The organism is Paraburkholderia sp. BL23I1N1 (genome assembly GCF_003610295.1).
Classification (GTDB): Bacteria; Pseudomonadota; Gammaproteobacteria; order Burkholderiales; family Burkholderiaceae; genus Paraburkholderia.
This window is the reverse complement of record NZ_RAPV01000002.1, coordinates 415394-429405: the sequence shown is the minus strand read 5'-3', so window position 1 is coordinate 429405 and position 14012 is coordinate 415394. Positions and strand designations below refer to the sequence as shown.

Genomic DNA, 14012 nt, shown 5'->3' with positions numbered 1-14012 from the left:
GCCTGACACGGGAATACGTGGCCTGACTAGGCAGTCCTCGATATCTGTGACCCTGAAGTTACTGAATGTTCGCGAGGAGTTCAAGGGGCGATCGAACCGTGAAGCTGGTCAAACCGGTTCGCCATTCCTCATTCATTCGCTTTCTGCATCGGTTTAATCTCGACTATTCATGCACACTAATTGCGTATTATCAATCGCACTTGCCACTGTGATAACACCGACCGCGATCCAGTCAGGGTAAAGGCAAAATTTTCCACTCAAATTGTTAAACGGTAAAAATTCCACATTATGTCGCGTGCATCAAATGGGGGAAATTTTTGCATCTTTAATCGATTGGCCATTCTGGTTGACCTAATGTGATACCTTTTCGTCTGAAGAGTCGGTAAAATCGCGTGGCGCCGATTTAGGCAGAATAAAAAGGAATTGCCGTGTCGAATCTTGCTCAAGATTTCAAGGCTCTGCTGGGGGGCAGGCAGCAGGGTCGCATTCTCACCCTGTCATTTCCACACAACGATGCGCCCGCGTCGGTATTGCTCGCGAACCGGCTCGAAGGCACGGAAGCGCTGTCGCGCGATTTTGAGTTCACGGTCGAGATCCTCTCCGATAATGCCGGACTCGCACTTAAGGATTTCATCGGTAAACTGCTTGGCGTTCAACTCGTGCGGGGTGATGGATCGTTACGCTATTTCAGTGGGTACGTGTTTGCTTTCCGTCACGTTAAAACCGATGGAGGTGTCGCGTATTACGAGGCGCAAATCGGTCCGTGGCTGCGATATCTGAAACTGCGTCGCAATAGTCGCCTCTTTCTCGACCAGAATCTCCATACCCAGACATCAACGCTGCTCGGTGACTATGGAGTCCTGCCGGTCTGGGACTGGCGTGTGCATGGCGAAGATCCGTCAATGACAATGGCATGCCAGTACAACGAGGACGATCACAATTATCTGAGCCGCCGCTGGGAAACCGCGGGTTACTTGTATTGGTACGAACACACGAGCGACGGCCACATGCTGGTGGTAACCGATGCGTCAGCGGACGCCGCACAGATTGAAGGTCCAAGCGCCGAGGTCCGTTTTCAAAGCGAAGCCGGATCGCAGGAAGAGGACGGCATCGCAGACTGGGCGCCGGTGCGTCAGATGATGCCCACACAGGTCGCGCTCTCCCGGTTTGACTTCAAGAATCCGCGGCCGGCCACGGTTGATATGCCGACGGTCAACAAGCAAGGCAACGTTCCGCAGCTCGAGGACTACCAGTATGCCGGTGCATACGGGTTCAAGCCCGGGCAGGATGGCGACGATGTCGCGCGCCGCAGGATGGAGGAAATCGAGGCGGCGGCCAAGCACTTCGACGGAAAGGGCAACAGCCGCTACGCGATGCCGGGTCGCTGGTTCCGCCTGACAGACCACTACGGCAGCGCCGTTTCAGGCGACGCAAGCAAAAGCGAGTTCCTCATTATCTCCGTGCGCCATGCGGCATCGAACAACTACCTGCAGGGCACAGAGACGGCTGCGGAATACAGCAATGAACTCACCTGCATCCGCCGCAGCATCCCTTGGCGCCCGGGGCGGGGCTATAACAGCGTCGACACCCGTATCCTGGCTCCCCAGACAGCGACCGTTGTCGGCCCTGCTGGACAAAGCGTATACACGGACCAGTATGGCCGTTGCAAGCTCCAGTTCCACTGGGACCGCGACGCGAAGGGCGACGAAACGAGTTCGACCTGGGTGCGCGTAGCGTCTTCGTGGAGCGGTGGCGAGCAAGGCGGCGCCGCGCCCCCGAGAGTCGGCTCGGAGGTGATTGTCCAGTGGCTGGAGGGCAACCCGGACCGGCCTATCGTCACGGGTCGCGTCGCCAACGAGAAGAACATGCCTTCATGGCAGTTGCCGTCGCAGAGCGCGCTGATGGGGTTCCGCTCGCGGGAATTGGACGGAGCAAGCGGCAACACTGCCGGCGGCCGCAGCAACCATCTCCTGTTCGACGACACGGCCCAGCAGATACAGACGCAGTTACGCAGCGACCACGAGAACAGCCAACTCTCGCTCGGCTATGTCACCCGTATCGAGAACACAGCGGGTCGCCAGGATGCGCGTGGCGAAGGTTTCGAATTGCGCACGGACGCTGTCGGTGCGATCCGCTCCGGCAAGGGCATGCTTATCAGCACCGATCCTCGCCCGCAGGCCAAGTCGCATCTGTCGGACGTGAGCGAGCCTATCGATCGACTCGGGAAGGCCCAGACCCTGCATGGGCAGTTGGGCAAGCTTGCACAGCAATATCAGGCACAGGATAGTGGAGCGGACCAGTCGAGCGTCGCCGACGCCCTGAAGACCCAGAACGATGCCATCAAAGGCAGTGGGGCCGTGAGCGGCAGCGGAAGCAGCAACGGTGGTTCATTTCCCGAATTCAATGATCCCCACCTCGTTGTCGCCAGCCCCGCTGGGGTTGCCATCACCACGCCTGGGTCGTCCCATCTTGCGAGCGGGCAGCACGTGGCGCTCACCTCCGGGGAGGACGTTTCGATCGCCGCGGGTAAGTCGTTGCTCGCGAGCGTGTCCGAAAAGTTTTCCCTATTCGTGCACAAGCTCGGCATCAAGCTGATTGCAGCTAGCGGCAAGGTGCAGGTGCATGCGGAGAACGACGAGCTTGAGCTACTGGCAAAAAAAGTCGTCAGTCTGATCAGCACCACTGACTGGATTAACATCACCGCGAAGCAAGGGATCAAGCTGACTGCGGGTAACAGCCAGTTTGTGATCAGCGCGGACGGGTTGAACGGGTTTACGCCCGGCAGCAACCTGATTCACGCCGGTAGCCACAGCACTATGGGCCCGCAAAGCGTTCCGGCGCAATTCCCTGGCGCAGATCTCTGCTCTTCGTTGTCGAGCGGCGCGGCTCAAGCCGGCAATGCTTCGATCGCCCTGTAGTCCTCGAATGAACAGAATGATTCCACCGATGTTGCCCGTTCCCGAAGTCTCGACCCCGTTGGAGCGTGGTTTTCTGCTGATCGAGCCAGCGACGCTCGTTCATGTGCCCGAGCTCAAACGATTTGACCTGCGTGCGTGCACGCCGCGCGTCCTCGCGCATCGCGAGGAGTTGATGCCGAGACTCCTCGATGTCGAATCGCTCACCGCGGATATGCGTGAAACAGCAACCCGCTACTGGCTGGATGAAATCGAGACCGAACGGCCGCCGGTCGTGTGCGCATGGATCGATAGCGACGCCGATGTCGATACCCTCTCGGAACACATCGCCCGCTATCTGGTCGGGCCTGGCGCGAACGGCCAGCCGGTCTTCTGGCGGTACTACGATCCGCGGGTACTGAGCGTAACGCTGGAAATCTTCGACGCCGCTCAACGGCAGGCGCTGCTCGGGCCAATCAAATCCTGGCAGTTCGCTTGGGCGGGCCATCGCTGGAACGTGCCAGGACCCGGCGTGTCGTCCGACACGCTCGACGGCTATGTTCCGGGGTGGCCGCGCCCCGAACAGTGGCCGCGCGTCGACCGCAGCGATGTCGCGGTACGCGTCCTGAATCGGCTCCCCGCGATGCCCGTCGAAGAGGCGGAACGCTTGCCGGGAAAATTTGACCGGATTTTCTGCGATGTCGTCCAGCGCGGCGTAACGATGGGCGCCGACGATCTCGCGGATTACACGTGGCATTGCCTGCGATATGGCGCGGCATTCGAGCAGCACCCGGTGATCGTTGACGCGTGGCCGGCGCTCTCCCGCCGCGAAACCACCTGGCCCGACGTGAAGGCGCGCCTCACGCCCGGCGATTTTCAGCATTTTGAACAGGCTTCCCGCTCGCAGACGGCGGAGAGGATCAAAACATGACAGCTTCTTGCCCACTGTGCGATCGAAAATCGCTCCTGATCTATCCCGTCCGCTACGCGGTCGCGTGCCCGCTGGGCGCAGCTAAAGCCCCGCCCCTGTCGGGCAATTTCAAAATCGACGGCCGCGCTCCGCAGTCTGCGGGGACTGCTCGATACACGCTGCGCTCGCTGCGCCCGGGCTATCTCTACACCTATGACGAGAAGCGTCAGCGGTTGCGCGCGTACATGGTGCTTGAGGACGGAATCATGTGGAGCTTCCCGCCCGGGACACGGCCGCCGCCGGGCGACGCGGAGCAGGAACTGACACGGGGTTGCGCGATGGCCGGCGACCTCAAATTCGAGTCGCTCGGCCGCTGCATCGACGTCGAGCACACTCCCGGTGTCGATGAGGCGGCGAATTTGTGGATGGGCTGGTCGAACGTGCAGTGGACCAAGGCGCTCGTCGAGAAGGTCTCGGACGCGACCTGGCGCAAGCTGCACATGCAGTGCATCAATGTGCCGGCGATGCTGGCAGGAAGTGCGACCGACACTGGCGAGTTTCAGGCGTCGCAAGCGAAGGTCGCACACTTTGCAATGGACGAAAAGGCGATGAAGGACGCCTTCGGCTTCAGCAACCGGGCACCGAAAGACGAGATCAAGTTGCGCCAACGTAATCTGGTAAAGCGCATCGGAGACGCGATGGCGCAATCTCCGATAAAGAAGGGGTTTATCGTGGCGGTCAACGATCCTGTCGCCGTTACGAATGACCTGGCAGAACTGACGGTCCCGAATCTGAACAACGGCTTTGACCAGGATATCTACTGGAAGTGGATGTCGGCGCAGCTTCTCGAGCGGGCGGAGTCGGGCATTCGGGGGAGCGCGCGCGCGATGACCGGAATGTCGTACGGGATATCGAAGACGATCGCGGATGCTAATGTGCTCAATGCGAAGGCAGGCGTTGAGCAGGCGCCAGACGCAGTAGGGCTCTTCAGGTTCCTCTACAACGCAGCCAAGACGGGAAGCTTTGATCAGGCGTTGAAAGAGGATGAGCGGAACGTGAACGACATTCCCGGCGCACAAACGAGATCGGAGAACGAGGCGTGGGAAGACGCCACGACGAAGATCGGACCAGACGGCAAGCCTACGAGCGTGCTGGACGAAAAGGCGTTAGGGAATTTCAAAACGGAATACCAGAATGCCCTGACCGCGTTTAAACCCAAGTGGCAACCGCTTGTTCAGGCTCACGCGGGCTGGTTAAAGTCGCAATTGCTGGCCGAATGGATGGCCGGTGTGAGCGACGTGAAGGACATCCGCAGCGGCTTTGCCTACAGCGAATCCTGTGCACAGGCGATTGGCGTCGCCGCGGGCACCGAGGATTGCAAAAAGGTGCTCGACGATTGGCTGAGCAGCGCCCAGGCATCAAACATTCGCAATGTGTACGCACGTGCGCTGATGTTCAATCAGGACGACCTGATAAAGGCGGCGGACTCACAGGTACATGGCTCGGATATCCAGTACGAGAATTTCCTGAATATCTACAAGGAAGCTTTCAAGCGTGTCGAAAAAAATGCCACTGCCGCCGCGCTGCGTGACAGGCTCGTTGTAACTACGGCCAATTACATCGTTGCGACCCTCACCAAGGGAACGCGAGGCGCAGCATGGGGATTCACGATGATCCGGCTTTCGCTGCACGCGGGTGTACGCGTCACGCCATCGCAGGTCAGCAATATCAAGATGCGCACCTGGTTGCTGGCTCAGGCAAAGGAACTGGGCGTGAAACTGGACGGCGACCAAACCGAACAGCGGGTGAAGGCAGCACAGGTCAGCAAACAGGTTATCAAGGGGGCGTCTCCTTCCAATCCGGATATAGTGGCCTATGAACTTGACACGGACGCGCTGGTTCGGTCAGGAAAGCTCGACGCAAGCGAGGTCAGTAGTATCAAGATCGCCGGAGTGGAAACCACACGGAAGTGGCTGGGCTCGTCAGCTCCGGTAGAGTTCCATCAAGGCGTGGCGACAGTCATCTTCCAGATGGCGACGTTGACCTTCGCCGCCAAGGACTTCTTGGACAGCGATGAATTTAACAAGACCGATACCTCGATAAAACTTTTGGCGTGCATCGTGTCGATTTTAGGGAATATTGTCGAGACAGCATCGGAGACCGTACGCAGCGGTCCGGTTCATCCGCTTGCGGCCTATATTACGAAGCAATGGGCGGGTGCGAGCGAATGGGCTGAGGTAGGCGCCAAAGTCGGCCGTGGGATGGGGGCTGCGGCGGGCATTGGGCTGGCCTTAATCGACATTTTTAAAAACTTGCCGGAATCTGTTCGCAACAAAGAGTACGGTCTTGGGTTCTTATATTTCTTAAGCGGATCTCTCGGGGCTTACCTCGCAGTTGGCGCATATTTGCAGGTTATTCCGGGCTTCTGGATTGCATTCGTTGCTTCAATACTCGTTGGTATCGCCATTGCCGTTTTCAAGGCATCGGAAATGAAGGATTGGATCTCGCGTTGCAAGTTCAGTGCAGGTGAGCACTATCCCACGCTTGATGCTGAAGTCCGTGCGTTTACGTCGGCCGTTGGGAGCTAAACCATGGACGAGCGATTGATGAAGAAGTGCATCGGCCAACCTGTGCCCGAGTGGGATATGGCGCACAGGTTGCCGATCAACCGACCTGTCGGTCCAGAGGTCCAGGATTTCGGGGCGACCTTTTGTATCAACTCCACGTTCATGGATGTGACTGAGCCGTCATACCTGGACAAGCAGTGGGTTTTGGCAGGGGCTGCGCTGGCCTGCGCGGGTATGGCTATCGGCCCGTACGGTTATGTGATTTCTCACGCCGAACCTGGGCCGGCGTTCTGGATGTTTGCTTTCGACTGCCTGGCTCTTGCAGTGGTGGCGGCGTTCGGCTCGTTGGTGTGGAAAATTGCACGAGGCTTGGTGTTTGGTCTGAAGTACCGGCCGATTCGCTTCCACCGCGGTGAAGCCAGACTCTATGCAATTCGTGCACGGCGGTACTTCGCCAAGCCTGGCGACGGCGACGTCGTATGGGAAGCTCCGTGGACAAGCGATTCGATGTTCTGTCTGCACCGCGAGGAAACGCCATTCGGGACTGTATTTCACATCCGGCACTACGCGGTCGATGGTAAGGGCAATGTCGTCCGGGCGTTCTCGATCGGCCGCGAGTGGACTGGCAAGGCACAGGTTGAGATGGCGTTGGCGCAATGGAATTACTGGTGCAGGTACATGAGCGAAGGGCCAAGTCGGTTGCCGAAGCCTATGCTGTTCCATACTCGGCGCGAAACGCTGCGAGAATCGTTCCTGTTTTCGATGTACAGCTTCGGAATGCGTGCACCCGCTTTTGTGCGAATTATCATGATGCCGCAGATCCTGCTGTTCACAGGATTGCGGGCTCTCGCAAACGTAACCAACCGTGCCCCAGTCTGGCCGGACAACGTTGAAAAAATCAGTTCGATTGCACAAAGCGACCCCTATGCAGAGCCGCGCAACAATACCCCGGTCGGTTGGGGAGACACCGTGCTGGCCCAGCAGCGCGGCGACTATCCAGAGAACCCGAAGGCTCGGGCTGAAGACTGGACCGGCGAAGCCGATGGCAAGGCGCATGCGGTAGCCTGGCTCGCGAACCCGGCCGCTCTGGTGGCCAGGTCCGTTGTGCGAGGGGTGCAATGAAAGATGGAGCAAGGCATGGTCGATGCGGATCCTCGCTAACTCGACGTGTCGGGACCCGGTGTGGCCGGACGCTGTCCAGTGGGTCGGTGCGGTGGTGCCAGACGATCCGTATGCGGAGCCACGCACGGGTACCCCTGTTGGTTGGTAGGGAGCTGTGTTGGCGAGACGGCGGGGCGACTACCCGATCAATCCGAAGGCTCGAGTCTGACGATGAAGAACGAAAGCGGACGAAGCGTGATGAAAACAAGCGTTAACCCAATACGCAGTAGCTTCGCAACTGACGCTATCGCTGCCCTATTTATTGCACTTGCTTTGCTCGCTGGCTGCACGCCAAGTAACGCTTCGACAGACGAAGTTGTCGAGGCGGCAGTCAGATCAGCGCTGCCCAATGAAAAGGATATCAAGTTCGACGGACTGTACGAAACCACTCCCGATTTGCACGGATCCAGCGAAACACCGAACTACAAGCGCGCGTTCACCTGCGGGTACGTTACCTATACGAATGAGGCAGGGAAATCCATCAGGGCGCGCTTCATCTATCTTTCTCATTCGGACGATCCGTCGCAGGCCGGTCAAAATTTTCTCAGTGTGGAGAAGCCCGAAATAAATTACGGCATTCGCGATAAGGAAAATGGCGGTAAATATGTGACTTCATTCGAACTGACTGGATGGAATCGATCGTGTGCCGATGCCCAGCATCCCAAAACTTTCAGCGGCGTTGCTCCGGAAAGCAATGGATAAAACGGACCTGAGTCGACACTGGTTTCATCCGGCCGGCGACGCTACAGAATGAGCAAGGCGAGGCTAGAGATGAAAGACGAAGCTGGACGAGGCGTGATCCGCCTGAACGACAAGACGACACACGGCGGACACGTGACGACCGCCAGCGATAACTTCAAGGTAATGGATGTGCCCGTCGCACTTGAAGGCGACAAGACTTGGTGTCCGCAGTGTCAGGGCACCTACGCCATCTTGCCGAAGGACAGCACACGCCAACATCTCGGAAAAGCGGTCGCCTATCACGGGGACCCAACCGAGTGCGGTGCGACGTTGATCGCGTCGCTGTAAAAGCGGCTTGGTGTTTCTGGATCACGCTGTTCAATTGCAGCGAGGACTCGCGTGACCGGAACTGGCGATGGGCCCGAGGCATCCGATGCGGTAGTCGTGGAGTAGGCGTGGATGATTCATGGTGAAAACGTCTATCGGCAAACCGGCGCCCGGGTTGGGCATGGCGCGCCGTTGCCAGTCGATTGTCGGGTGCTGCCAGCATGCGGGAGCGGGAATGGTCTTTCGCATCAACTCGACCGGCACGCCGGTAACTGAACCTTTGTTCATTTTGAAGCAGGGCTTCATGGCGGCAGCCATGGGACGCAGGCTTTTCGCATCGTGCGAACGCAAGCCGATTTTCAGGCGCACGGCTGCTAAACATCTGTTACCTGGCCCGCTTGGGTCGGCGTTCAGTCCTTTGTGTGCCGACGCATACCCAATTAGCCGAGAAAACCCAAGCCCGATGCCTAAGTCAAAACGATTGCGCCTGATCTACGGCGTAACCCTTTCGTTAATCCGAAGTTCCCCCATCCACCCAAGCCACCAAGCGGGTGCAAGCCCCCGTGTTTCAAGGCATCCGCGCTTTCGAAGCCCTTCCTGTGGATTACAAAATGTAGTCACTAAAATTTCTTGAAATCTACGCAATATTACCTATATTTGTTCTATGGCAAGCAGGACTGGAGCCGCTCACGTCGTCACCACAACGCGCACTTACAAGGGCACGGTGTACCGCACGCACCTGCTGCGACGTAGCTACCGCGAGGACGGCAAGGTCAAGAACGAGACGCTGGGCAACCTCTCGCATCTGCCCGAGCCGCTGATCGAGATCATTCGGCGCTCGCTGCAGGGCGAGACGTTCGTCCCGCTGGGCCAGGCGTTCGAAGTCACCGGCTCCCTCGCTCACGGCCATGTGCAGGCCGTTGAGTTGGCGATGCAGCGCCTGGACTTCGCGTCGCTGCTGGGCAGCAAGCCCTCACCTGAGCGCGAACGGGTGCTGGCGATGGTGGCCGCGCGCATCGTGGCGCCGCACACAAAGCTGGCCACCACGCGCTGGTGGCACACCACCACGCTGGCGACGGACTTCGGCGTGGCCGACGCGAACGAGGACGATCTGTACGCGGCGATGGACTGGCTGCTCGCGCGCCAGGACGCGATCCAGAAGAAGCTCGCCGCGCGGCATTTGAGCGCCGGCGGCCTGGTGCTGTACGACCTGAGTTCGAGCTACTTCGAGGGCACCACCTGCCCGCTGGCCCGGCTGGGCCACAACCGCGACGGCAAGAAGGGACTGCTGCAGGTCAATTACGGACTGCTCACCGATGCGCGGGGCTGCCCGGTAGCGGTGTCGGTGTATGAAGGCAACGTGGCCGACAGCAGCACCTTCCTGCCCGAGGTGCAGCGCCTGCGCGAGAGCTTCGGCGTCGGGCAGCTGGTGATGGTCGGCGATCGCGGCATGATCTCCAGCAAGGCCATCGACGAGCTGCGCGAGACGCAGGGCATCGACTGGATCACGGCCTTGAAGAGTGCATCGATCCGCGCACTGGTCGAGCAGGGCCAACTGCAGCTGGGGCTGTTCGATGAGCACAACCTCATGGAGATCGCCTCGCCGGAGTATCCCGGCGAGCGGCTGGTGGCGTGTCGCAATCCGCAGCTCGCGACGCTGCGAGCGCACAAGCGGCAGGACCTGCTCGCTGCTACCGAAAAGAACCTGCAGCAGATCAAGGAACGCGTGGAAGCGGGCAGACTCAAGGGCGCCGATGCGATTGGGCTGCGCGTGGGCAAGGTGGTCAACCAGTACAAGGTGGCCAAACACTTTGAACTGCAGATCAGCGACGGGAGCTTCTCGTTTACGCGCAAGCACGAGGCGATCGCCGCGGAGGCCGCGCTGGACGGCATCTACATCATCCGTACTTCGGTCGAGGCCACGCGCATGGAGGCGGCCGAGTGCGTGCGCAACTACAAGGCGCTGGCCAACGTCGAGCGGGCCTTCCGCAGCCTCAAGACGGTGGACCTGAAGGTGCGCCCAATCCACCATCGCACGGCTGCTCGGGTGCGCGCGCACATTCTGCTGTGCATGCTCGCCTACTACGTGGAATGGCACATGCTCGAAGCCTGGCGCGAACTGATGTTCGCCGACACCGACCTGGCGGCCAAGGCCACGCGCGACCCGGTGGCGCCGGCGCAGCGCTCGCAGCAGGCGCAGGAGAAGGTGGTGAGTCGCACCGTGGCGGATGGCTCGCCCGTCCACAGCTTCTCCACGCTGATGGCCGAGCTGGGCAGCATTGTGCGCAACACCTGCCGCACACCAGGAGCTGGCCCCGAGGCGCCGACGTTCGACATCATCACCACGCCCAATGTGACGCAGCGTCACGCACTCGATCTGATCAGACAGATCCACCCGTAGACAGAAACCGGATCCCCGAATTTATGCCGGTGCCTGTGGCACGGGGGCAAACTCGCCCGGCCAATACTGGAACTTCGGTCTAGCGTCCCGCGCCGAGTTAGCCAACGCTCGGCCCAAAAAGTGCCGATTGAGCACGTTTGCCGCAATCGCGTGGCGTCCGCCGGCACTCGAAGATGGTGCAACGGAACTCATTAGTATTACTATGTAGTCTACTCAAACCCAACATTCAGCAAGTCCGGTGCATCGTGGTTAAGGTGAGTCCGCAAAACAAAAAAGGGTTACAAGCGAATCGCTTGTAACCCTTTCAACCTCTTGGTAGGGCGCGGATGACTGGAACAGTCGTGCTACGGATTAAGAGATTCCCGCTCTTGCTTGACGTTTCGCCCCGTCTGCCAGTCGCAATAACTGACGTCCGCGTGTGCGGCCACTTAACTCGATCACGGTGTCACTCAGCGAGTACCAAGGCTCACGAAAACTTGCCCGATTTTTTCACTATCTGTGGCAGCAGATTTTCACTTACCTGGCACAGTTTTCACTTTCTGTGGCACCCGACAGCTATCTCAAACATCAATATTCCCCGCCCTCAACGCATTCGACTCAATGAAAGCTCTCCGCGGCTCCACATCATCCCCCATGAGCGTCGTAAAGATGCCATCAGCCGCAATGGCATCCTCAATCTGCACACGAAGCAAACGACGCACGGTCGGATCCATCGTCGTCTCCCAAAGCTGCCCAGGATTCATCTCGCCCAAGCCTTTGTATCGTTGCTTGGAGATATTGCGTTCAGCATCAGCCAGCAACCACTTCATAGCGCTCTTGAAGTCGGTAACAGCCATACTCCGCTCACCACGCTTGATCACCGCCCCAGTACCAATCAACCCCTTAAACGTATTAGCGGTATTGATCAGCTGTTGGTAATCAGCGGTCAGCTGAAAATCCTGATCCAGCACAGAAATCTTCTGATTACCGTGATGGGTCCGCGCAACGCGCAGCGAGCGCAGCTCACGCACCGGGTCATACATCGTGGTGACCTTGACCTCAGGCTTCAACGCATCATCACGCAACTTAGCCTCAAGCGCCGCCGCCGACACTGCAGCCGCTTCCTCGCTGGACAGGTCAATCACAACCCCATCCATCACAGCCTCAAGCGCCCCAGCGTCATACAACCGGCTCAGACGATTCACCACAGCCTGGGCCAGCAAATAAGCCCGAGCCAACTCACCCAACGCATCACCGGTAATCGGCGTAGAACCTTCAGAAGCCAACAACTCCGACCCCTGCAACGCCAGCTTCAGGATGTGGGCATTAACCTCAGTCTCATCCTTCAAATACCGCTCATCCTTACCCGCCTTGATCTTGAACAGCGGCGGCTGCGCGATATAGATATACCCACGCTCGATCATGTCCGGCATCTGACGATAGAAGAACGTCAGCAGCAGCGTGCGGATGTGCGCGCCGTCCACGTCAGCATCGGTCATGATGATGATGCGGTGATAACGCAGCTTATCGAGGTTGTAATCCTCTTTGCCAATACCGCAGCCTAAAGCCGTAATCAGCGTCACAATCTGCTCCGAAGAAAGCAGCTTGTCATAGCGCGCCTTCTCCACATTGAGCACCTTGCCGCGCAGCGGCAAGATCGCCTGAAACTTCCGGTCACGCCCCTGCTTCGCCGAGCCGCCTGCCGAGTCGCCCTCGACGATATAAATTTCCGACTTCGCCGGGTCTTTCTCCTGGCAATCTGCCAGCTTCCCAGGCAAACCAACGCCATCCAGAACGCCCTTACGACGCGTCATTTCACGCGCCTTCCGAGCCGCATCCCGCGCCCGCGCCGCATCAACAATCTTGCCGCAAATGATCTTCGCGTCGTTCGGCGTTTCCAGCAGGAATTCCTCGAGCGCCTTCGCGACCACATCCTCCACCGGCGCGCGCACTTCCGACGACACCAGCTTGTCCTTGGTCTGCGCGCTGAACTTCGGCTCCGGCACCTTCACCGACAGCACGCACGAGAGCCCTTCGCGCATGTCGTCGCCGGACGTCTCGACCTTCGCTTTCTTCGCGACTTCGTGATCGTTGATGTACTTGTTCAACACGCGCGTCATCGCCGCACGCAACCCGGTCAGGTGGGTGCCGCCGTCGCGCTGCGGAATGTTGTTCGTGAAGCACAGCACGTTTTCGTTGTAGCTGTCGTTCCACTGCATCGCCACTTCCACGCCCACGCCGTCTTTCTCGCCGCTGATGTGGAAAATGTTCGGGTGCAGCACGGCCTTGTTCTTGTTGATGTACTCAACAAAACCCTTCACGCCGCCCACAAACGCGAAATCTTCTTCCTTGCCCGTGCGCTGGTCGGTCAGCTTGATTCGCACGCCGTTATTCAGGAACGACAGTTCGCGAATCCGCTTGGCCAGAATGTCGTAGTGATATTCGACGTTGCCGAAAATCGTCTCGTCAGCCAGGAAGTGCACTTCGGTGCCGCGGTTTTCGGTGTCGCCAATCAGCTGAATCGGCGAGACAGCCACGCCGTCGATCTCTTCGATCACGCGGTTCTGCGGCACGCCACGGTGGAATTCCATGAAGTGCTTCTTGCCGTCGCGGCGGATGGTCAGGCGCAGCCATGCCGAGAGCGCGTTCACGCACGAGACGCCCACGCCGTGCAGGCCGCCGGACACCTTGTAGCTGTTCTGGTCGAACTTGCCGCCGGCGTGCAGTTCGGTCATCACGATTTCAGCGGCACTGCGCTTCGGATCGTGCTTGTCGTCCATCTTCAGACCGGTCGGCACACCGCGGCCGTTGTCGGTGATCGAAATCGAGTTGTCCGCGTGGATGATCACCTGGATATCGTTGCAATGCCCCGCCAACGCTTCGTCGATGGAGTTGTCCAGCACTTCGAATACGAGGTGATGCAGACCGGTGCCGTCCGATGTATCCCCGATGTACATCCCGGGACGCTTGCGCACCGCCTCCAGACCTTCAAGGATCTGAATCGACGAGGCGCCGTAGCTGTTATCGGGTTGCGAATTGTTCAGTTCAGTCATGGATTTTTTCCGGTTCTGCGTTACTGCAAGGTTGCTGCT

Annotated in this window: 8 protein-coding genes; 7 read left to right on the top strand and 1 reads right to left on the bottom strand. The window is 59.0% G+C overall.

Features of this window, described 5'->3' with window-relative positions; all coding sequences use genetic code 11:
- Positions 1-428: 428 nt before the first annotated feature.
- The 7 genes from B0G76_RS34550 to B0G76_RS34515 all read left to right on the top strand — a co-directional run bounded on the left by B0G76_RS34550 (position 429) and on the right by B0G76_RS34515 (position 10941).
- Positions 429-2918, top strand: coding sequence for a type VI secretion system Vgr family protein (locus B0G76_RS34550; RefSeq protein ID WP_120297278.1), 2490 nt, complete (start codon positions 429-431; stop codon positions 2916-2918).
- A gap of 7 nt (positions 2919-2925) precedes the next feature.
- Entirely contained in the window at positions 2926-3825 is a 900-nt protein-coding gene (locus B0G76_RS34545; protein WP_259460912.1) for a DUF4123 domain-containing protein, read from the top strand.
- Complete coding sequence (locus B0G76_RS34540) at positions 3822-6392, top strand: T6SS effector BTH_I2691 family protein (RefSeq protein ID WP_120297277.1); 2571 nt, start codon at positions 3822-3824, stop codon at positions 6390-6392. The genes B0G76_RS34545 and B0G76_RS34540 overlap by 4 nt, the downstream gene beginning before the upstream one ends.
- 3 nt (positions 6393-6395) lie before the next feature.
- Positions 6396-7493 carry a DUF6708 domain-containing protein gene (locus B0G76_RS34535; RefSeq protein ID WP_120297276.1) on the top strand — a complete coding sequence of 366 codons (1098 nt, stop codon included), beginning with the start codon at positions 6396-6398 and terminating at the stop codon, positions 7491-7493.
- A 210-nt stretch (positions 7494-7703) separates the two neighbouring features.
- The gene (locus B0G76_RS34530; protein ID WP_147394127.1) at positions 7704-8234 is read left to right on the top strand and encodes a hypothetical protein; all 531 of its coding nucleotides are present in this window, start codon (positions 7704-7706) and stop codon (positions 8232-8234) included.
- Between the two features lie 69 nt (positions 8235-8303).
- The gene (locus B0G76_RS34525; protein WP_120297274.1) at positions 8304-8561 is read left to right on the top strand and encodes a PAAR domain-containing protein; all 258 of its coding nucleotides are present in this window, start codon (positions 8304-8306) and stop codon (positions 8559-8561) included.
- 643 nt (positions 8562-9204) lie between these two features.
- Positions 9205-10941 (top strand): IS1634 family transposase, encoded by a 1737-nt coding sequence (locus tag B0G76_RS34515; RefSeq protein WP_120297272.1) that lies wholly within the window; start codon positions 9205-9207, stop codon positions 10939-10941.
- A 560-nt stretch (positions 10942-11501) separates the two neighbouring features.
- Here the strand turns inward: B0G76_RS34515 and gyrB are convergent.
- Positions 11502-13973 (bottom strand): DNA topoisomerase (ATP-hydrolyzing) subunit B, encoded by a 2472-nt coding sequence (gyrB, locus tag B0G76_RS34505; RefSeq protein WP_120297270.1) that lies wholly within the window; start codon positions 13971-13973, stop codon positions 11502-11504.
- Positions 13974-14012 lie beyond the last annotated feature (39 nt).

Coding starts and splice junctions, on each gene's coding strand:
- gyrB (WP_120297270.1), bottom strand. CDS start 13,973: ATGACTGAACTGAACAATTCGCAACCCGATAACAGCTACGGCGCCTCG.
- B0G76_RS34515 (WP_120297272.1), top strand. CDS start 9,205: ATGGCAAGCAGGACTGGAGCCGCTCACGTCGTCACCACAACGCGCACT.
- B0G76_RS34540 (WP_120297277.1), top strand. CDS start 3,822: ATGACAGCTTCTTGCCCACTGTGCGATCGAAAATCGCTCCTGATCTAT.
- B0G76_RS34545 (WP_259460912.1), top strand. CDS start 2,926: ATGAACAGAATGATTCCACCGATGTTGCCCGTTCCCGAAGTCTCGACC.
- B0G76_RS34525 (WP_120297274.1), top strand. CDS start 8,304: ATGAAAGACGAAGCTGGACGAGGCGTGATCCGCCTGAACGACAAGACG.
- B0G76_RS34535 (WP_120297276.1), top strand. CDS start 6,396: ATGGACGAGCGATTGATGAAGAAGTGCATCGGCCAACCTGTGCCCGAG.
- B0G76_RS34530 (WP_147394127.1), top strand. CDS start 7,704: ATGAAGAACGAAAGCGGACGAAGCGTGATGAAAACAAGCGTTAACCCA.